This window comes from Rivularia sp. PCC 7116 (genome assembly GCF_000316665.1).
Taxonomy (GTDB): Bacteria; Cyanobacteriota; Cyanobacteriia; order Cyanobacteriales; family Nostocaceae; genus Rivularia.
Map to the genome: position 1 here is coordinate 4,213,728 of NC_019678.1, position 18,579 is coordinate 4,232,306.

Here is an 18,579-nt window from a genome sequence, read left to right on the forward strand (position 1 = left end):
TATAAATTATAAAATAAATAATCCACAAATAAAATGCTAGATTGGGTCACAAATATAATATCTTCTTTTGGTTACGCAGGCATTGCTCTGCTAATGTTATTAGAAAACATCTTTCCACCAATCCCTTCCGAGTTAATTATGCCCTTAGCGGGATTTACCGTAAACCAAGGTAAGCTGAACATGCAGCTTGTAATTTTAGCAGGAACCTTGGGTTCAGTTTTAGGTGCATTCCCTTGGTATTACGTTGGTAGAGTAGTTGGTGAAAGACGTTTACGAAAATGGATAGATAAATATGGAAAATGGCTAACTTTATCCGGTAAAGATATAGATAGATCGAAAAGCTGGTTAGATAAATATGGAAAAGCCGTAGTATTTTTCGGTCGTTTAGTCCCTGGAATTCGTACATTTATATCGGTTCCCGCAGGATTAGACAAAATGCCGTTAATACCATTTTTATTATATTCTTTTGCAGGTAGTTTGATATGGACGGCGATTTTAACTTATGCAGGATTTTTGCTAGGAGATAATTTTCAACTAGTCGAAAAATATATCAAGCCAATTTCTGTAATTGTCATGGCATCTATTGCCATTTACTTAATAATTACATTTATTCGACGGAAAAGTAGAAACAACTGAATAATTTCCAGTCTTAACTGGTTAACTGGTTCCCAGTCTCCGGCTGGGAATCCGTAACAGAAGGCTCTGCCTTCCCAAACTAGAGGCAGAGCCTCATGCAAATGCATTACAAGGCAGAGCCTTGTAACGAGATGTTAACTGTTAAGTGCAAATGATTCCGCTCGGTTAACTCAGCTTCCCAATTCGGCTCAATCACAATCGTGCTAATCTTTTCTACAATAATCGCAGCACCTTGAATAACATCCCCCGGTTGTAAATCTTCCCGACGATAAACCGGTGCTGAGTACCACTTATCATTAGTAAACATCTTCACCGTCTCCACAGAAACCGGAAATTCATCTAACCCCCGACTACGTTTAACTAAAGCTTCCTCTGGAGTATCCATTTTTTGAATCACCTCCACCGAAACCGACTCCACAATCAAATTTTTGTCACTTTGAATAAAACCGTACCTCAACTTATGCTCCCGCTCAAACTCCTCCCGCATCAATCCCACACTTACATTGAAATCAACCCCCAGAATAGAATTAGTCCCCTCATACTTCAAATTCACCTTTCTTACAACCTCTTTGCGCTCCTCTGCGCCCCTCTGCGTTTCCAACTCACTCCTCCCTTGACTCTCCAACCTTTCCATCAATCCCCGTAAATCTCCCAACAACACTTCATCCAAAACCTTCTCCACTCCAGCTTCCCGAATAGCTCTGACATCAGCCAAACCCATACCGTAAGCAGAAAGCACCCCAGCATAAGGATGTAGAAAAATCTTCTTCATCCCCAAAGTATCTGCAATTAAACAAGCAACTTGCGCTCCCGCACCTCCAAAACAGCAAAGCGCGTAATTAGTCACGTCATAACCGCGTTGCAGACTTATTTTTTTAATAGCATTCGCCATACTTTCCACAGCTATGGAAATAAAACCGGCAGCAACTTGTTCCGGTGTACGATAATTTCCCGTAGCAGTTTCAATATCCTGGGCTAGCTGTATAAATTTTTCAGTAACAATATCTTTATCCAAAGGTGAATTTCCATCCTTTCCAAACACCGCAGGGAAATATTGCGGATGAATTTTACCCAACATGACATTAGCATCAGTCACCGCCAACTTACCACCGCGACGATAACAAGCAGGTCCCGGATTCGAGCCAGCAGATTCGGGCCCCACTCGATAGCTAGAACCGTCAAAAGATAAAATCGAACCACCACCCGCCGCGATTGTATGTATTGCCAGCACAGGAACCCGCATTCTTGCTCCAGCAATTTCGTTCTCTAACTGCCGCTCGTATTCACCGTTAAAATGGGCAACATCAGTACTAGTTCCCCCCATATCAAAAGTAATTATCGAATTAAAACCACCCCTTAAACTAGTTTGCACCGCACCAACAATACCCCCCGCAGGACCGCTTAAAATGCTATCCTTACCTTGGAACTTTTGGGCATCAACCAAGCCCCCATCCGACTTCATAAACATTAATTTGACACTGGGTAATTGACTAGCCACAGAGTCAACATAGCGACGTAAAATAGGAGTTAAATACGCATCAACAACAGTAGTATCTCCCCGTGAAACCAATTTCATTAAAGGACTAACTTCATGAGAAACCGATATCTGCGTAAAACCGACTTCCCCAGCAATTGCAGCTACTTGTTGCTCGTGTTGCGGATAATTGTAACTATGCATCAACACCACAGCACAGCTACGAATTCCCGTATCGTAAACTGCTTGTAAATCTTTTCTTACTTCTTCGATATTTACTGCAATTAACTCATTACCCTTCGCATCATACCGCTCGTTAACTTCAACAACTTGCTCGTAAAGCATACTCGGTAAAACAATATGACGAGCAAAAATATCGGGACGATTTTGATAGCCGATTCGCAAAGCATCCTTGAATCCCTTAGTAATGACAAGTAAAACCCTGTCTCCCTTTCTTTCCAATAAAGCATTAGTAGCGACAGTAGTACCCATCTTCACCACTTCAATTTCTTGTGTCGGAATAGGTTGGTTGCCCTTAATTCCGAGAATATCGCGAATACCTTGAATTGCAGCATCTTGATATTGTTCGGGATTTTCCGAAAGTAGCTTATAAACGATTACCCATTGTTGGTTAGGAAGAGGAACAATAAGAAAACGCTGGGGATGATTTGCGAGTTGGTTGATTGTAGATTGATTGTCAGTGACGGCGACAATATCGGTAAAAGTTCCACCCCTGTCAGCAAATACTTTTAGCATAATTTTGATTTTATAGGAGTACCCTTCATCACAGAATAATTTATGTAGAGACGCGATACATCGCGTCTATATAAGAGTTATCGTTATTTAATAAAGGTTTTTACGGGAAACTTTATTCTTAATATACAAGGGTGCTGTTAGACGCACGATAATGTTGTGATTTAAGGATTAATTTGGAATTCGTTTAACGCACCATCTTTGATTGATAATATTCACCATTCCTTGTTAATAAATCACCCTCACCCTGGAAGGGTGGGGCTATAGGAACAAAGCCCACCTTCGTGGGCTGAGTTACTAAAAATTTAACGAGATTATAATTAAAAAATATTGTATAGCTTTTTAATAAAAATATGATTGGAAGAGAGTGGTTGAGAACACTTCATACTAAACAACTTATTGAATTGAAAAATCGTTGCTATTCTCAACGTCTACTTAATGGGGGCTATATTTGTTGCGATGGTTATGAATTTAATATTGAAGAATTGAAACAAGTATTCAGTGAAAGACCTCATATTCCGAATAGAGCAGAAACTAATATTATTCGTAGAAAATCAGCAAAATATAAAAAGAGATTGCATCAATCTAGTAAATAGAAAATAATTTTTTGTAGGGTGCTGTTAGACGCAAGACAATTTTGTCATTTTACGAGCAATTTGGGATTCGTAAGGCGGCACCATCCGTTATTAGTTCATTACAAAAACGGTTAAGGCTACTCTATACAATTTTTAATTAAAAGAGTACACCAAATTTATCATATTGTTTTCGCATACACCGGGGAATGCAATTCCCCGTCTAATAGCGAAAGTCCATTAAAATGGACTAAGAAAAATTGAGTCTACATATTTTTATAATCAGTTATCCAATTTCCTCTAGCATCCCCTTGAATAGATTTTACCGTTCCCAATACTTTCTCAATTTCACGCGGTAATTTACGAACACCAGACATATAAATACAAGTTTCTTCTGGCTGAGTTGTTAAATAAATAATTCTTGCTTCGTAATCTGTTAAGCGTTCAATGTTGACATATCCGACAACTTCAATATCTTCTGGAATTTCGTATCTCTCTTGACTCAAAATATATCTTTGCTCTAATTTGTTAGCTATTGTATCGGTAACTTGTACAGTTTTAACAGGAGCTTTGTCTTTCGTCATAATATTAAATTGTTTCTGTTCTGCTTTTATATTAACTTGGGATATGGGGATTTTATCAATCAGCTAAAGCTAAAATGGCTTATATAGCTTTACATGAGAGAATGGGCAATGAAAATCAAAGCAGTAATCTGGCAAGAAGATGATTTATGGTGTGGTTCTGTACCAGCCTTACCTGGTTGTCATACTTGGGGTAATAGTTACGAACATTTGTTAGAAATGTTAGAAGATGCCATTCAAGGTTGGTTAGAAGTTGCTAGTGAAAGAGAACAGTTAGATCCACAGAAACAATTAGTTGAATTATCGCTATGAAAGCTGTTTCGGGAAAAGCAATGTGTAAGATTCTTGAACGACAAGGTTGGGTGTTAAAAAGAGTCACTGGGAGTCATCACATTTACTCGAAAGAAGGGGTAGACTCGATTATTTCTGTTCCCGTTCATAGCAATCGCGATTTACCAACTGGTACATTAAAAAGTATTATGAAAGATGCAGCACTTGAGGAAGAAGATTTAAGTTGACAGTAACATATTAATAAAAAATGGTGCGTTACGCTTTCGCAATAACACAATGGCAATATTGGGGGAAGAAAATCTACACCCCAATTTGCCTCCCCTACAAATTTATTTATTATTTATTCCCTACTCTTCAACAACTTTCCTAGCTGCTAAATACTCATACATTTTCCATCTTTGATTAACTTCTACTTGCGCTTCTTCCATCAATTGTTTTGCAATCTCTGGCTTAGTTTTCTTTAACATTTTGAAGCGATTTTCTCTGTACATGGATTCTTCTGGGGAATTTTTCGGCTGCCGCATATCTAGCTGCAAGGGATTTCTACCTTGTTTAACTAAATCGGGATTGTAACGATAAAGTAACCATCTTCCCGATTCTACTAAGGCTTTTTGATTGCTCATTGCCGTACTCATATCTATTCCATGAGCGATACAGTGACTGTAAGCAATGATTAATGATGGCCCTTCATAGGCTTCTGCTTCTAAAAATGCTTTTAAGGTATGTTCGTCTCTGGCTCCTAATGCTACGCTGGCTACGTAAATATTTCCGTAGGTCATGGCAATCAATCCTAAATCTTTTTTTCCAGCAGGCTTACCGCTAGCGGCAAATTTAGCCACTGCTGCTTTAGGAGTAGATTTAGACGATTGTCCGCCAGTATTGGAATACACTTCGGTATCCATCACCAACACGTTAACATTACGACCGCTGGCAAGTACGTGATCTAGTCCTCCGAAGTCGATGTCATAAGCCCAACCATCACCGCCAACTATCCAAACGCTCTTTCTAACTAAATAATCAGCCAAAGATTTGAGATTATTAATTTTATCTTTACCTTCTCTGCTGTTTTTTAACTCTTCTGCCAACCGTTCTTTTAACAACTCAACTCTTTCTCTTTGCTCCCAAATATCGGCTTCTGTCTTCTGGGGTGCATTTAAAATTGAACCTGCTAAACCTGGAGGAAGTAAACTTTTATAATCGTCTCCATAAGCTAATTCCTGCAACAACTCCCCAGCATATTCGGCTTTTTTATCCACTGATAACCGGAAACCAAAACCGAATTCAGCGTTATCTTCAAATAAACTATTACTCCAAGCCGGACCTCTGCCTTCGGCGTTTTTTGTCCAAGGTGTCGTCGGCAGATTGCCACCGAAGATTGACGAGCATCCCGTAGCGTTGGCTATTAAAGCGCGATCGCCAAATAGTTGACTCAGTAATTTCAAGTATGGTGTTTCGCCACATCCAGCACAAGCACCTGAAAATTCAAATAAGGGTTCTTGTAATTGCTGTTGGCGAATTTGATTTAATTTCAGTTTATTTCTATCTGGTAGTGGTAATTTCAGAAAATAATTCCAGTTTTCTGTTTCTTGCTCTCGTAAAGGCAGTTGTGACTCCATATTAATTGCCTTACGCTCGGAATTATTCTTATCTTTCGCCGGACAAATATCTACACAAATATTACATCCAGTACAGTCGGAAGGTGCTACTTGAATAGTAAATTTTTCTTCTGCAAAGGCTTTATCTCTAGCATCGGTAGATTTAAAACTCGCGGGAGCATTGCTCAGTTCGCTCTCCTGATAAACTTTAGCGCGAATTGCAGCATGAGGACATACCATAACGCATTTACCGCACTGAACGCAGACATCCGGCTCCCAAACGGGAATTTCTTGGGCTACGTTGCGTTTTTCTAATTTAGAAGTACCTGTAGGGAATGTGCCATCAGCAGGTAATACGCTTACTGGTAATTCGTCTCCCCTTCCAGCCATCATTTTTTGCAGGGGGGAATCTGTGAGACGTTGCAATGCTACGTCTCTACAACCCGTAATACTTGATTTATCAACTTGGACTTTGTGTAAATTATCCAGGGTATTATCTACAGCTTGCAGATTCATCGCGACGACTTTATCGCCTTTTTTACCGTAAGTTTTTTTAATCGAATATTTTATTTTTTCTATGGCTTCATCCTGCGGTAAAACACCAGCTAAGGCAAAGAAACAGGTTTGCATGATGGTATTAATTCTTCCACCCATGCCGCTGTTGCGAGCAACTTCGTTGGCATTGATGACGTAAAATTTCAGTTGCTTGTCAATAATTTGCTGCTGTGCTTTTGCGGGAAGATGTTGCCATACTGTTTCGGGATCATAGGGGCTATTTAACAAAAATGTTGCACCAGACACGGCATTCTGCAACACATCGACTCGCTCTAAAAACGTCCATTGATGACAACCGATAAAATTGGCTTTGTCAATTAAATATGTAGAGCGAATTAGCTGGGAACCAAAACGCAAATGGGAAACCGTCATCGAACCCGATTTCTTCGAGTCGTAGACAAAATAGCCTTGGGCGTAATTGTCTGTTTCCTCACCAATAATTTTGATCGAGTTTTTATTCGCTCCCACAGTACCATCGGAACCCAAACCGTAAAACATAGCTCTGACAACATTCTCTGCTTCTGTAGAAAAGCTAGAATCGTAATCGAGAGAAGTCTGAGTTAAGTCATCATTAATACCGACAGTAAAATTATTTTGCGGTTTTTCCCGAGCTAAATTATCGTAAATAGCCAGCACCATCGCCGGGGTAAATTCTTTGGAAGAAAGTCCATACCTTCCACCAACAATTTTCGGTAAATTTCCCTTATCCCAACTTTGATAAATCGCCGTCACAACATCTAAATACAAGGGTTCCCCAGGGCTACCGGGTTCCTTGGTGCGATCTAAAACAGCAATTGATTTTACCGTGCTGGGTAATGCTTTTACAAATAGCTCTGCGTCAAATGGACGAAACAGTCTAACTTTGATAACCCCCCACTTTTCACCGCGAGCATTGGTATAATCAATCGTTTCATGTACTGTCTCGCAACCGGAACCCATCAAAACTATTATCTTTTCGGCATCGGGAGCGCCATAATATTCAAAAACCCGATAATATCTACCAGTTTGTTTTCCGAACTCATCCATTACCTGCTGCACAATTCCTGAGCAAGCATCATAATAAAGATTAATTCGTTCCCGAGCTTGAAAATAAACATCTGGGTTTTGCGCCGTACCGCGTAAAACTGGATTGTCGGGAGTTAAAGCGCGATTTCTGTGGGCAAATATTAATTCATCATCAATTAAAGCCTCTAAATCTTCTGGTTGTAAAAGTTCTACCTTTTGAATTTCATGGGAAGTGCGGAAGCCGTCGAAAAAGTGAAGAAATGGAACTCTGGCTTTGAGAGTTGCAGCTTGAGCAATTAAAGCAAAATCGTGAGCTTCCTGTACCGAAGCCGAACACAGCATAGCAAAACCCGTTGCCCTAGCCGCCATTACGTCACTTTGATCGCCAAAAATCGATAGAGCATGAGTAGCCAACGAACGCGCTGCAACGTGGATAACTGCGCTGGTGAGTTCCCCGGCAATTTTATACAAATTGGGAATCATCAACAGCAAACCTTGAGATGCAGTGAAAGTAGTAGTCAGGGAACCCGTTTGTAAAGCACCATGTACCGCAGCCGCAGCACCACCTTCGCTTTGCATTTCAACTACGCTCGGAATGGTACCCCATAAGTTGCGATTACCTCCAGCAGCCCAGGCATCAGCCCATTCACCCATTGAAGAAGAAGGAGTAATGGGATAAATCGCAATCACTTCGTTCAAACGGTAAGCAACCCGAGCAACCGCTTCATTTCCATCAATTGTTGCAAACTTGTTCATCACTTTTCTATAAATATAGGAATTCGGTTTGATTTATAAATTTCAGAAACTAGGGATTGGTAAATAAAAAAAGCGAGTAAAATGCTGCTACTGTGGGAACTTGTAGCGAAGGTTAAAAAGTATTAGTCAGTATTGTTAAAATAAACCCTGATGTACAAATATCTCATCCCTAAGTATGAAAGCATCTCATACTTATTACCTGGTGTACTCAAAATATAAAAGTCTGATATCAAAGGATTTTTATTCTTTTTTAAAAAAAATAAGGGTATAGGTTCGGGTGATTTTACAAAAGTTTTGAAAATATTTTTTACCCGACATCCAGCAAAAGTGCGGCTATAATTACAACGTCTCAGGCTTAGATACTGCGGGATTTTTGTCAAATTAAAATGCTCCCAGCATTCTGTTTTATGAATACAGCAAGTAAATTTTTGTAAACATGAATTAGAAACTGGAATTATTAGTTAAAATAATTTGTTATTTTTTTAAGACTTGATGCCTTTACACTTTATTGGTAAAAATACCTTACAAATTAAATTAGTTATTGAGGAGTCTACTAAGTGTTAACGAAAGCGAACGGGTGTATTATAAATTTGAAATTAGCAACAACAAATATTTCCGAATTAGCTACAGATTTTATTAAAGATATTAACATAAGTTTTGATTCATCTATTATAAATGTCGTTGCAGCTTTAGTTATTATTCTATTCGGTTTTCTTTTATCAGCGATTGCCGCATCTGCAAGTAAAAAGATTTTAAAGCGGATTGAGTTAGACGAGCGTATTGCTTCTATATTTGAAGATAATTCTAGAGAATTAGAAAATTTTCAGCTAGAGCAATGGATACCGATAGGAGTTTTCTGCATTCTCTTTGGAATTACTGTAATAGCTTTTCTCGAAGCGCTAAAATTGCAGCAGTTTACAGCTCCTATTAATGCTTTTTTAGAAGAGATTTACCGCTACCTGCCTAAGTTGGGTGCGGCAGTAATATTATTAGTTGTTGGTTGGCTGCTTGCGAATGGATTGCGATTAGCAGCAACTCGTGGTCTAGATTTTTTGAGATTGGAAGAGCGTTTAAATAATCAACTGCAAAACCACAGAGAAGAAAATAGATTTTCTCTAAAAAATACAATTCCTCAAGCTTTATATTGGTTTGTTCTTCTTTTCTTTGCGACAATCATTTTAGACGCTTTGGGTTTTCAAGGCACCTTAGAACCAGCAGAAAAATTAGTTGAAGAATTTTTGCTGTACCTACCAAATATTTTAGGTGCAACATTGATTGGTGTAATAGGTTGGTTTACAGCTAAAGCAGTAAGTCAAATTACCAGTAATTTTTTAGCTTCTATAGGAATTGACCGATTAGGAGTTAAATTTGGTATGAGTACAAATAGCCAAAGCTCTTTATCGTGGCTTGGTGGAACTTTCGCTTCTAGTGTAATTCTAATTTACACGGCGATCGCCATTTTCAATAAGCTGAATATTGAAGCAATCTCCGAACCAATTATTCTCGTGCTGAGTCAGGTATTCACTGTCATACCTCAAGTGTTTACCGCTGGTGCGATTTTAGCAATCGGTTACATCACAAGTAAATATGTGGCGAAATTATTGACTAGTCTCTTGAGAGGCATGAATTTTGATAACCTCTTCTTCTGGCTTGGTTTACCAGTTCAACAATCCCGATTTCAAAACAACTCTGCGACAAAAACACCATCAGAAATAGCTGGCATTATGGCGATGGTTGCCATCATCCTATTTGCGACAATATCGGCAATAGATATTTTAAATATAACTGCATTAACAGCGCTCATGCAGGGGCTAATTATCGTATTTGGTAGTATCTTAGCTGGTTTATTAGTTTTGGCAATCGGTTTATATTTCGCCAACTTAGCCTTCAACTTAATTATTACATCAGGTGTTTCTCAAGCGCGAATCTTAGCACAAACAGCGCGTGTGACAATTATTGCCTTTGTGGGCACAATGGCATTACAACGGATAGGGATAGCAACGAATATTGTTAACCTGGCTTTTGGACTTTCCCTTGGCGCAATTTCGGTAAGTGTTGCTCTCGCAATTGGTTTAGGAACCCGAGAAATTGCTGGAGGGTTGGTTAAACAATGGTTAAAGGAGTTAGGAATTAGAAGTTAGGAGTTAGAAGTTATTTTGGATTTTTAATTAGAAGTTAAAAAATAATTATATATCTCCGTCTTCCCCATTTTCCCCCTATTACCCTTACTTGCTTGTTAATGATTCTAAATAAATACACATGAAAATTGGATTATGGTTATTGGCTACTTGGCTGCTTTATTCTTGTTTGGGTGCATTTCTTAATTTGGTGAATATGCCGTGGTGGGTATTTGTCTTTTACGGATTTTTAGCAGTCGGTTGGGCATCAGAATCCGCTAAATTTGTTGTGGGAATTGGTTTTTTTGGTGTTTGGTTTAAAGTCATTTCTTGGCTAATAGCAATCGCAGCTTGTCTGGGATTATTAGTAGGTGTTTTCTTCGGGGCAATGGCTGGTAGTTGGGTAACTGGTGCATTAGTAGGTTTGGGAATCGGAACTCTTGCTGGGCTGGGAGTAATAGTTAGTGCTTGGCTAACTTATAATGTTTTCTTTGTTACTGCTAAGCGTAAAAAAGCGAAATCGTCTAATGCCAAAAAATCTTCTCAAGGAGTTTCTGGTAATATTGATAATTTAAATGCGAAAATAATAGTCGAAACTATTTGGTCAACCTTTAAAGGAGTTGGTTTAGCAGGAATTGCCGTTTTGGGTTGTTACATGGGTGGCAAGTATGGTTTCGGTGGCGCATATGGTTTAGCTACTGCCACTGTTTGGGCATTGTTATTAGGTGGCATTCTTTTTCTTGCAGCTTCCGAACTCAAGCGTCGTTTGAGCAATTACAAAGCTTTTGTTTTATTATCTACTGTTCTGGAAATAGCATTAATTAGCGGTTATATAATTAGTTTTTCTTTTCCACTTGGTAAAGCCATATGAGCTAATTGTTCGTGAATGGGAGCATAGCATAGTGCTTAGTTAGGTTTAAGGTTTAAGGTTAAAGGTCAAAGGTTTAAGATTGTAGGTTGGCTTGAACGAAGTAAAACCTAACCTACAAAAAGCTTTATCGAACTAAAAAAGCTTTTAATTTAAGCTTTAAACTGCTTTTCTAATAAATTTAGCAAAGTTTCTCTTGGAACTACCGAAGATAAACCGGTGATAAATTTAGAAGCAATACCACCAACTACTACAGCAGCGTTTCCATTTTCTAAAGCTTTCATAGCTTCGTCTACTACTTCTTCTGGAGTAGACATACTTTGAGCATTGCGTGCTAGTGAGGGGGGAAAGTTTGCTTCGTTGAAAAAGTTAGTTTCCGTAGGTCCCGGAGAAACAACCAAAACCTTAACGCCATATTGACGATTTTCTGCCCATAACGCTTCGCTGAAACTGCGAACGAAAGCTTTGGTTGCTGCATAAACCGATAAATAAGGAATTGGTTGATATGCTGCAATTGAAGATACATTAATGATACTTCCCGAACCTTTTTCTCGCATTTGTGGGAGAAACTTGTGGGTTAAAGCTACTAGTGCCACATTATTTAACTGAATCATTTCAATTTGGCGATCGCCGTCGGTTTTAGCAAATTCACCATAGTCACCAAAGCCTGCATTATTAATTAGTAAGTCAACAGTTAATCCTTTAGCTTGAGTAGTCTCGAAGATTTCTTGAGCGGCTGATGTTTGGGTTAAGTCTTTGACAATAACATCAACTTGAATTTTGTATTGTTCCTGTAACTGTTGGGCAAGAGCCTTAAGCTTATCTTCCGAGCGAGCAACAATAATTAGATTTGTATTTTGTGCAGCAAGTTTTTGAGCAAAGCATTTACCAATACCACCGGAAGCACCAGTAATTAAAGCTGTAGGCATTTTTATTAATAATATTTTTGTCAACCACCCTACAAATGCTAGCAACAATTGGCACTTAGTTTTACCTATCTAGAGTCTTGACATCTCCCAGCTTTGAAAAAAACTGGGATTCTAAGCAGTTGTCACTCCGTAGTCTAAAGACATACTGCGTGACATTGTTTGCTTGCGATAAGACCTTTTTAGATTACTAAAAATATCGTACCGTTTGGGGTGTGTCAAAGCACCCCGTTTAATTATTTCAAAAGCTAGTTTTGCGATGCCGGAGTTAATAAAAATCTGGTCGGCAACCTTTCGTAGAATGTTAGATGCTGCATTTAAATCTGCATGAATCAATAAACCGTCTTTTGTGCGGTATACATCTCTACTAATTCTTTTACCTGATGGCTTCCATTCTATGGGTTTTGCACCGTATTGATGTAATTCATCATTATCAATAAAAGAAGCTTTAGAAGTATACTCCTCAGTGGTTATGTGGAATCTAATACCATATTCTTCACACAATTGTCTTAACCTCTCAATAAGTCTTTTGGTTGGCATTGAAACAACTTCATAATTATTGTTTCTACCAATATTAATGTTGGTTTTATTTCCCTCATTCCAACCAATTACTAAATTCCCGATACCGTCTTTTAAGCATTTATTGATGATAAACCTAGCGGCTTTATTTACTGCATCTCTGACTTGTAAATTGCGTTTTGCTGTGATTCTATCAAGGTAATTGTCCCAGTATCTACTAGGTTTGTTTTTCTTATGTTGCTGTACTTGATTTCGATATTTATGGAGTGCAGTTTTTAGCTGTGGAGATTCAACAATAAAACTTTTACCAAGGGTAGTAACTGCTGACAACCAAAACTTTACACCGTGATCAATGCTAATTGCATGATTGTAGTTAAGACTCTTATTATTTATAATTGGCTGTTTACCATCGTCTATCACCCAATCAACCCAAAACTCTCCACGACTAGGACGAATAATTACTTCTTTAATCCAATCAAAGCTAATAAATTCGGGCAAAATAAGCTTAATTGATGTTATTAATTCAGGCTTTGTTGCTTTACTGATTGAGGGATAAATATAACCATTATGACAAGCCAAGGCTTGTTTTGGGAACGTAACTGCGAATAAACCACCAGACTTTCTGTACTTGGGAATTGATGGCCTACTGCCATCTCCTAAGTAATACTTATCCACTAATTTATTGTAACTAGTTATTGATTCTCCTACTAGCTTTAATGTTTGTTGTGCAGCTTGTGCAGCCAATGAAAAGTAGTGAATGCAAGTTTTAAGCTGTTTATCTAAATGATAATAATTAGTTTCTAATCTGTAAGTTTTCCAACCACTTCTAAGTTCATCTCCACACCAGTAAGTTGTATTAGCCTTTCTTTCAAGTAGCATTGCATAATGATTCTGGCGTGCCAGATAAATAGCAGAGTTATATAAACTGTTTGAATGCTCACACTGATCTACCCAGAAAGCTTTTTCTTCATCCGTAAATTTTGCTTTTATTGGAACTGTTTTGTACACTTGACCACCTCCTTGTTTATTAATATAGTTGATTCAACGTAAATAATCAACAAAAAACCTGATATAAAATGGCTAAGTTGTCAGCGTCAGATTATGAATACAGAAGGGCTGAAAAATCCGTGTCATCGATAAATTATCACTTTGTGTTTGTCCCAAAAAGACGTAAAGCAGTATTAGTTAATGAAATCGCTATGCGGCTACAGGAAATTATTTTTGAGTTAGTAAAAGAACATGGCTGGAGATTAATCGCTCTTGAAGTGATGCCAGATCATGTACATATGTTTATCAACTCACCGCCACATGAGTCAGCTTCTCAAATTGCAAAGTGGGTTAAGGGTAGAGCATCTAATATTCTAAGGAAGGAATATCCACAGTTAAAAAAATTACCTACTTTGTGGAGTCCTAGTTACTTTGTAGCTACTACAGGACAAGTAAGTACCGACGTTATTCGTAAGTATATTGAGAACCAAACTAGTAAATAAAAGAAACACGGAAAGTTAAAACTTTACCTGTCCGTTTCATCCCCTGGTTATAAACCAGGGGTTCTCACGTCCCAAGATATTTTGATAGAACAGTTAACAGTTATCAGTTACCAGTAAAAATAATCTTTCTAACTTCCCCCTCTCCCCCTCTCCCCCTCTCCCCCCTCTTCCCCCTCCCCTCTCTCCCCTGACTCTAGTGATGTAATTTTTCTCTCACGAATGGGAATAGTAATACTAAGAGTTACAGGGTGGTTGCATGTACCGTTTGCATAATAAAGCTTTTGAAATTTTACGAGAGGAGGTGGAAATATGTAGTAGTAATGACAAAGAGGGGAAACAAAAAAGGCTAATTGCTCTGAAACGTTTACAGCAAATGCGGCTGCTTCCTGGAAGACGTGCAAAGTTAAACGAGTTACGGGATGCTGTTGTAGATGTATTTCCTATTTTCAGCGAAACGGTTCTTAAAGAAGCTGCGAAAGCTAACCGTAAACCAAGCATTTTTCGTAAATTCAAATATTTAGCAATTGGTTTAACAGGTGCTGCTGGGGCAATAGTAATACTGAACTTACCGCATCCTAGTATTCGCTGGTTTGTAGCAAAAACAGCACCAATATTGCTTGTACCTTCTTATATGAACATGGATTTCCATTATTGGGGTGCAAGAAATTCTGTTCAAGAAGCACAAAGTTTGCTGAAATCTGCTAATAATTTTTCCGACATTAAACAAGTTGAAGATAAAATCGCGGAAGCCGAACAACATTTAAGTCATATTCCGATTTGGTTTTTAGGATATTATCCAGAAGTTTATTGTCAAAACTTTAGCTGTAGTTGGAATTTTAGTTTTGATGAATTTGAAAATATTCGTACTGAACTAATTCACATCGAAACCACAACTATCAGAGAAAAGCAGGCTTTTGTTCCTTTAGTAGAAGCCCAACAAGCTTATCGAGGTGCAAAGAGAAAATTAAGCATAGCAAAGACTAAAAAGCAGAAACAGCTAGCAATTGTTTCTATGCAAGCAGCTATCGCAACAATTGCAGAAGTTCCTTCAGGCACCTTAGCGAAGAAAAAAGCCGAAACACAATTAAAAGCTTATAAACGTTATTACGAGCAAGTAGCTCAAAAAAAATAGCGCTTGTTTGGGGATTTTTATTAAATCCTCACTTTTAATAAATAGCGTTTTAAATCGACATCGGTATAAAGACAGATTACGGACAATTCTCAGCAAATTAAACAGCATAGAGTCAGGAACAACATCCCATGCAAGAGCCAAACAGTTGATATCATCAATTCAGAAGCAACTCAAAAAATAAACAACTGATAATGTATGTAGAGACGTAGCAATGCTACGTCTCCCACGCCTAGAGTCGAAAACAAATTATCCCAACTTCTTGCGCTTGGGCAAGAATGTATGTTATATAAATAAAGTTCCGGACGTATAGCTCAGTTGGTTAGAGCGCTACGTTGACATCGTAGAGGTCACTGGTTCGAATCCAGTTACGTCCATTGTTTGAAGGAATAGTTTTTTGTTGGTTTTGTACACTCTCTGTACATTAACTAATTATTTGTCAATTTAACAAAATATTTGTCAACCCTCATCCCCTAACCCCTTCTCCCAAGTTTGAGAGAAGGGGGAGCATCCCAATGCAGGAATAAATACTTTATCCGACACCCGCTTATGGGTGCGGCTACAAAAACAAAGCCCCTTCGGGTTCGCTAGTTTGGGGGACGGAAACCGACACCCCCAACTAGACTCACCACCTGCGTGGGCTATGAGAGTTCCCAAGCCCACGCAGGTGGGCTTCGTAGTATTAGCCCCAGGCTTATAGCCTGCGGGCTTTTTACAAAATTGGGATGCTCCCGAGAGAAGGGGAATTTGAGTATCAACAAACTAATTTGATTCACAAAGCCTTAGTGCTGTTTGCAAAATGTTTTCTAATACTTCGTCTAAATTTTGTATAACCTCGTGATTCTGGAAACGCAAAATTGTATAACCATAACTTTGCAAATATTTTGTCCTTTCTGTATCGTAATCTTGCCGATTATGATGAATTTCTCCATCTACTTCGATAACTAGCCTGCACTTAGCGCAGTAAAAATCAAGAATAAAGCGTCCTAGTGGATGCTGACGGCGAAATTTAAAACCACCTATTTTTCTAGGCCTCAAAGCTTGCCAGAGCAATTTTTCTGTATGAGTAAGTTCGCGACGTAATTCTATCGCAGCCTCTTCAATTTCAGGTGTAGTTCCTCTAATTCTAGGGAATGATTTACTCATGAGATGTTTGATTTAAAATATCTCACTTAGTTTGCCCACCTATATTGTAAAAAGTTTCCTCTACAAATATTGCCATCCTAGAAGTGGCTAATTTCTTGTCCCCTTCTCCCAGGATTGGGAGAAGGGGTAGGGGATGAGGGAAAATTTAGGTAGCAAATCATCAATGTTTTGAACATAAGCAAAGACTTCCATTGTTCATTCCCCAACTCAAATGTCATCAAACCCGAAATCCGATTCCTCTAGTTTGAATATAAATAAGTAGGTAAAACATTTTTCCTTACTTTTGCATCTACTATATATCTCCACAAAATAGCAAGCATCTTTAAGTTACTACACAAACTAACAACGCCTCAAAACTAATTCCTGTCAGCGAGTATAAAATAATATAATATTTTCAATCTTTTACCTAGACAAATACTGAAAATATAATCCAAGCATGGGAGTTATTTGGTGAACAAAGACATGAATATACGAGTTTACCGAAGCTTTTATCCCTAAATATCCATATTAGAAGTCCAGTTATCGACTTATATTATCTTTCAGGTCAAAAATTATAAAGAGTACGCAAAAAATAATAGTTACTATAGACACCTTCTATTCCACTGAGATAATTTGTATATATCGAAACAAAATCGCTACGCAATAAGCGATTCTTTCAAGTTTAAAAGTGCAATAAGAGAAGGGTTTTTAGTAATGGTTGATAACAAGAAGATTGTAAAGGGTTTTGTTGCTGGTGCTGCTTTAACTGGTGCTTTTATTGCTCCTGCAACCGCACAAGCTGCTGATAATATTGGAACTCCATCTGACATGATGGATGGCATTCAAAATGCAGAAGCTACGCAAGCTAGACAAGAAGCAAGAAAAGAACGCGATACAGCTAGAAATCAGGCGAAAACTTTCCACGATCTGAACAAAAAAAAGAATGTTTACAACGTTAAGAATAATAATTACCAGAAACAATTAACCAAATATGATAACGGTGAAATCGACGAAGCAAAACTTAAAAACGCGGAAAATCAATTAACAAATGCCAAAAAGAGCTATGAAGACAAATTAAATAACCTATTTGTTGACAAGTCTGAAGATAAAGAATTAAAAGATACCAGAAGTTCTTACAATAAGGCATTGAGAGAATATGGGAATGCCAAAAAGAAACTTAAGGAAATAGATGATGCTCTAAATAAAGCTGAAACAATAGACGCAGAAGCTGAAAAAAAATACGAAGAAGCTAAAGCAAAATACGAAGAAGCTAAAACAAAATACGAACCGGTTAAAAAAGAATACAACAACAAACTTGATGCAGCTAAAAATGGAGTTACTGACAACGATTTATATAAATCATTGATGGTAGAAGGTAATCAAAAAATCGATGCTCAGAAGGAAGCAGAAAAAAGTTATGAAGCAGTAGTCGCTCAAGAATGGGGAGGTTGGACAAGAGAACATAGTCTTACAAAAAAGGATGACTCGCAAAAAGACCTAATTAATAAATTTAAAGCTGAGCTAGACAGAATAGATCTAAAAGAAAGAAGAGCTATTGCAAAGGATGATGTTGTAGCACAACAATTAGATCCAACCAAGCTATTCTTGCAGAATGACCATGATGTTACTGTTTGGTTCCTTGATGAGGGTGCAGGTTACAGAAACGAATTAGCTTACGAAACATCTGGCAATACAAACGATAAAGGTATCATTTTTGATGATGTAAGCAAAGGTAATGGAAATAATCGTCTACAAATGGGTGATTTTGTTGAGTTGGGTTCTTTTGAAGCCGGTACTCAATTCAACTTCTTATTAAGAGCAGATGGTGCAGATGGAACAAAAACTAGTAATGGTGACATTTACGGCGCTGATGCATCTCTCAATGCTGATAGCTTAGAGCATATGATGGCATGGGAAATATTTGTGGATGGTAGAGAATATATGCTGATGGGCTTTGAAGATTTACGTAAGGGTGGCGATAAAGATTACAACGATACAATATTTGTTGTTGATTTCGGTAAAGGTAATTTGACTAACAAGTTTTCAAAAGCAGCAACAGTACCTGAAGCTTCTAACATGGCTGCAATCCTTGGCGTAACTGGTGCTGGTTTGATGTTACGTCGTCGCCGTCGCAAGAAGAAATCTGTAATGTAGAGATATTAAATTCAACATCTACACAAAGCCTTT

14 protein-coding genes and 1 tRNA gene are annotated in these 18,579 nt (G+C 38.1%); 9 read left to right on the plus strand and 6 right to left on the minus strand.

All coding sequences use genetic code 11. The features are described from left to right. Positions 1–33: 33 nt before the first annotated feature. A complete protein-coding gene (locus RIV7116_RS16390; RefSeq protein ID WP_015119413.1) occupies positions 34–636 on the plus strand; it encodes a DedA family protein in 603 nt (200 codons plus the stop codon). Positions 637–742: 106 nt separating this feature from the next. On the opposite strand, the gene RIV7116_RS16395 is transcribed toward RIV7116_RS16390, so the two are convergent. Then, positions 743–2,866 carry a hydantoinase/oxoprolinase family protein gene (locus RIV7116_RS16395; RefSeq protein WP_015119415.1) on the minus strand — a complete coding sequence of 708 codons (2,124 nt, stop codon included), beginning with the start codon at positions 2,864–2,866 and terminating at the stop codon, positions 743–745. Between the two features lie 835 nt (positions 2,867–3,701). Continuing rightward, complete coding sequence (locus RIV7116_RS16405) at positions 3,702–4,019, minus strand: hypothetical protein (RefSeq protein ID WP_052330825.1); 318 nt, start codon at positions 4,017–4,019, stop codon at positions 3,702–3,704. A 108-nt stretch (positions 4,020–4,127) separates the two neighbouring features. Between RIV7116_RS16405 and RIV7116_RS16410 the strand changes: the two genes are divergently transcribed. Then, positions 4,128–4,328, plus strand: a complete 201-nt coding sequence (locus RIV7116_RS16410) for a type II toxin-antitoxin system HicB family antitoxin (RefSeq protein ID WP_015119417.1) — start codon at positions 4,128–4,130, stop codon at positions 4,326–4,328. After that, a complete protein-coding gene (locus RIV7116_RS16415; RefSeq protein ID WP_015119418.1) occupies positions 4,325–4,534 on the plus strand; it encodes a type II toxin-antitoxin system HicA family toxin in 210 nt (69 codons plus the stop codon). Before RIV7116_RS16410 ends, RIV7116_RS16415 begins: the two co-directional genes overlap by 4 nt. Before the next feature lie 120 nt (positions 4,535–4,654). On the opposite strand, the gene nifJ is transcribed toward RIV7116_RS16415, so the two are convergent. Next, complete coding sequence (gene nifJ, locus RIV7116_RS16420) at positions 4,655–8,218, minus strand: pyruvate:ferredoxin (flavodoxin) oxidoreductase (RefSeq protein ID WP_015119419.1); 3,564 nt, start codon at positions 8,216–8,218, stop codon at positions 4,655–4,657. A 590-nt stretch (positions 8,219–8,808) separates the two neighbouring features. Here nifJ and RIV7116_RS16425 point away from each other — a divergent pair. Beyond that, a complete protein-coding gene (locus tag RIV7116_RS16425; RefSeq protein WP_157229294.1) occupies positions 8,809–10,359 on the plus strand; it encodes a mechanosensitive ion channel in 1,551 nt (516 codons plus the stop codon). Positions 10,360–10,477: 118 nt separating this feature from the next. Then, on the plus strand, positions 10,478–11,206 hold the full coding sequence (locus tag RIV7116_RS16430; RefSeq protein ID WP_015119421.1) for a hypothetical protein: 729 nt from the start codon (positions 10,478–10,480) through the stop codon (positions 11,204–11,206). A 149-nt stretch (positions 11,207–11,355) separates the two neighbouring features. On the opposite strand, the gene RIV7116_RS16435 is transcribed toward RIV7116_RS16430, so the two are convergent. Together RIV7116_RS16435 and RIV7116_RS16440 are read right to left on the minus strand one after the other, a co-directional pair. Next, on the minus strand, positions 11,356–12,132 hold the full coding sequence (locus RIV7116_RS16435; RefSeq protein WP_015119422.1) for an SDR family oxidoreductase: 777 nt from the start codon (positions 12,130–12,132) through the stop codon (positions 11,356–11,358). Positions 12,133–12,243: 111 nt separating this feature from the next. Continuing rightward, entirely contained in the window at positions 12,244–13,656 is a 1,413-nt protein-coding gene (locus RIV7116_RS16440) for an RNA-guided endonuclease TnpB family protein (RefSeq protein WP_015117597.1), read from the minus strand. A gap of 68 nt (positions 13,657–13,724) precedes the next feature. On the opposite strand from RIV7116_RS16440, the gene tnpA reads away from it, so the two are divergent. From tnpA to RIV7116_RS16455, 3 genes are all read left to right on the plus strand, one after another. After that, entirely contained in the window at positions 13,725–14,138 is a 414-nt protein-coding gene (gene tnpA / locus RIV7116_RS16445; RefSeq protein WP_015117596.1) for an IS200/IS605 family transposase, read from the plus strand. 256 nt (positions 14,139–14,394) lie between these two features. After that, the gene (locus tag RIV7116_RS16450) at positions 14,395–15,270 is read left to right on the plus strand and encodes a hypothetical protein (RefSeq protein ID WP_015119423.1); all 876 of its coding nucleotides are present in this window, start codon (positions 14,395–14,397) and stop codon (positions 15,268–15,270) included. Between the two features lie 300 nt (positions 15,271–15,570). After that, positions 15,571–15,644 (plus strand) — tRNA-Val (locus RIV7116_RS16455). A gap of 385 nt (positions 15,645–16,029) precedes the next feature. On the opposite strand, the gene RIV7116_RS16460 is transcribed toward RIV7116_RS16455, so the two are convergent. Beyond that, positions 16,030–16,413 (minus strand): endonuclease domain-containing protein, encoded by a 384-nt coding sequence (locus RIV7116_RS16460; RefSeq protein WP_015119424.1) that lies wholly within the window; start codon positions 16,411–16,413, stop codon positions 16,030–16,032. A gap of 693 nt (positions 16,414–17,106) precedes the next feature. Between RIV7116_RS16460 and RIV7116_RS33955 the strand changes: the two genes are divergently transcribed. Beyond that, entirely contained in the window at positions 17,107–18,546 is a 1,440-nt protein-coding gene (locus RIV7116_RS33955; protein ID WP_015119425.1) for a DUF4114 domain-containing protein, read from the plus strand. The last annotated feature ends 33 nt before the right edge of the window (positions 18,547–18,579 follow it).

What these genes read in the sequence shown, in the direction of transcription:
- RIV7116_RS16390 (WP_015119413.1), top strand. Translation starts at nt 34, where the DNA reads ATGCTAGATTGGGTCACAAATATAATATCTTCTTTTGGTTACGCAGGC.
- RIV7116_RS16395 (WP_015119415.1), bottom strand. Translation starts at nt 2,866, where the DNA reads ATGCTAAAAGTATTTGCTGACAGGGGTGGAACTTTTACCGATATTGTC.
- RIV7116_RS16405 (WP_052330825.1), bottom strand. Translation starts at nt 4,019, where the DNA reads ATGACGAAAGACAAAGCTCCTGTTAAAACTGTACAAGTTACCGATACA.
- RIV7116_RS16410 (WP_015119417.1), top strand. Translation starts at nt 4,128, where the DNA reads ATGAAAATCAAAGCAGTAATCTGGCAAGAAGATGATTTATGGTGTGGT.
- RIV7116_RS16415 (WP_015119418.1), top strand. Translation starts at nt 4,325, where the DNA reads ATGAAAGCTGTTTCGGGAAAAGCAATGTGTAAGATTCTTGAACGACAA.
- nifJ (WP_015119419.1), bottom strand. Translation starts at nt 8,218, where the DNA reads ATGAACAAGTTTGCAACAATTGATGGAAATGAAGCGGTTGCTCGGGTT.
- RIV7116_RS16430 (WP_015119421.1), top strand. Translation starts at nt 10,478, where the DNA reads ATGAAAATTGGATTATGGTTATTGGCTACTTGGCTGCTTTATTCTTGT.
- RIV7116_RS16435 (WP_015119422.1), bottom strand. Translation starts at nt 12,132, where the DNA reads ATGCCTACAGCTTTAATTACTGGTGCTTCCGGTGGTATTGGTAAATGC.
- tnpA (WP_015117596.1), top strand. Translation starts at nt 13,725, where the DNA reads ATGGCTAAGTTGTCAGCGTCAGATTATGAATACAGAAGGGCTGAAAAA.
- RIV7116_RS16450 (WP_015119423.1), top strand. Translation starts at nt 14,395, where the DNA reads ATGTACCGTTTGCATAATAAAGCTTTTGAAATTTTACGAGAGGAGGTG.
- RIV7116_RS16460 (WP_015119424.1), bottom strand. Translation starts at nt 16,413, where the DNA reads ATGAGTAAATCATTCCCTAGAATTAGAGGAACTACACCTGAAATTGAA.
- RIV7116_RS33955 (WP_015119425.1), top strand. Translation starts at nt 17,107, where the DNA reads ATGGTTGATAACAAGAAGATTGTAAAGGGTTTTGTTGCTGGTGCTGCT.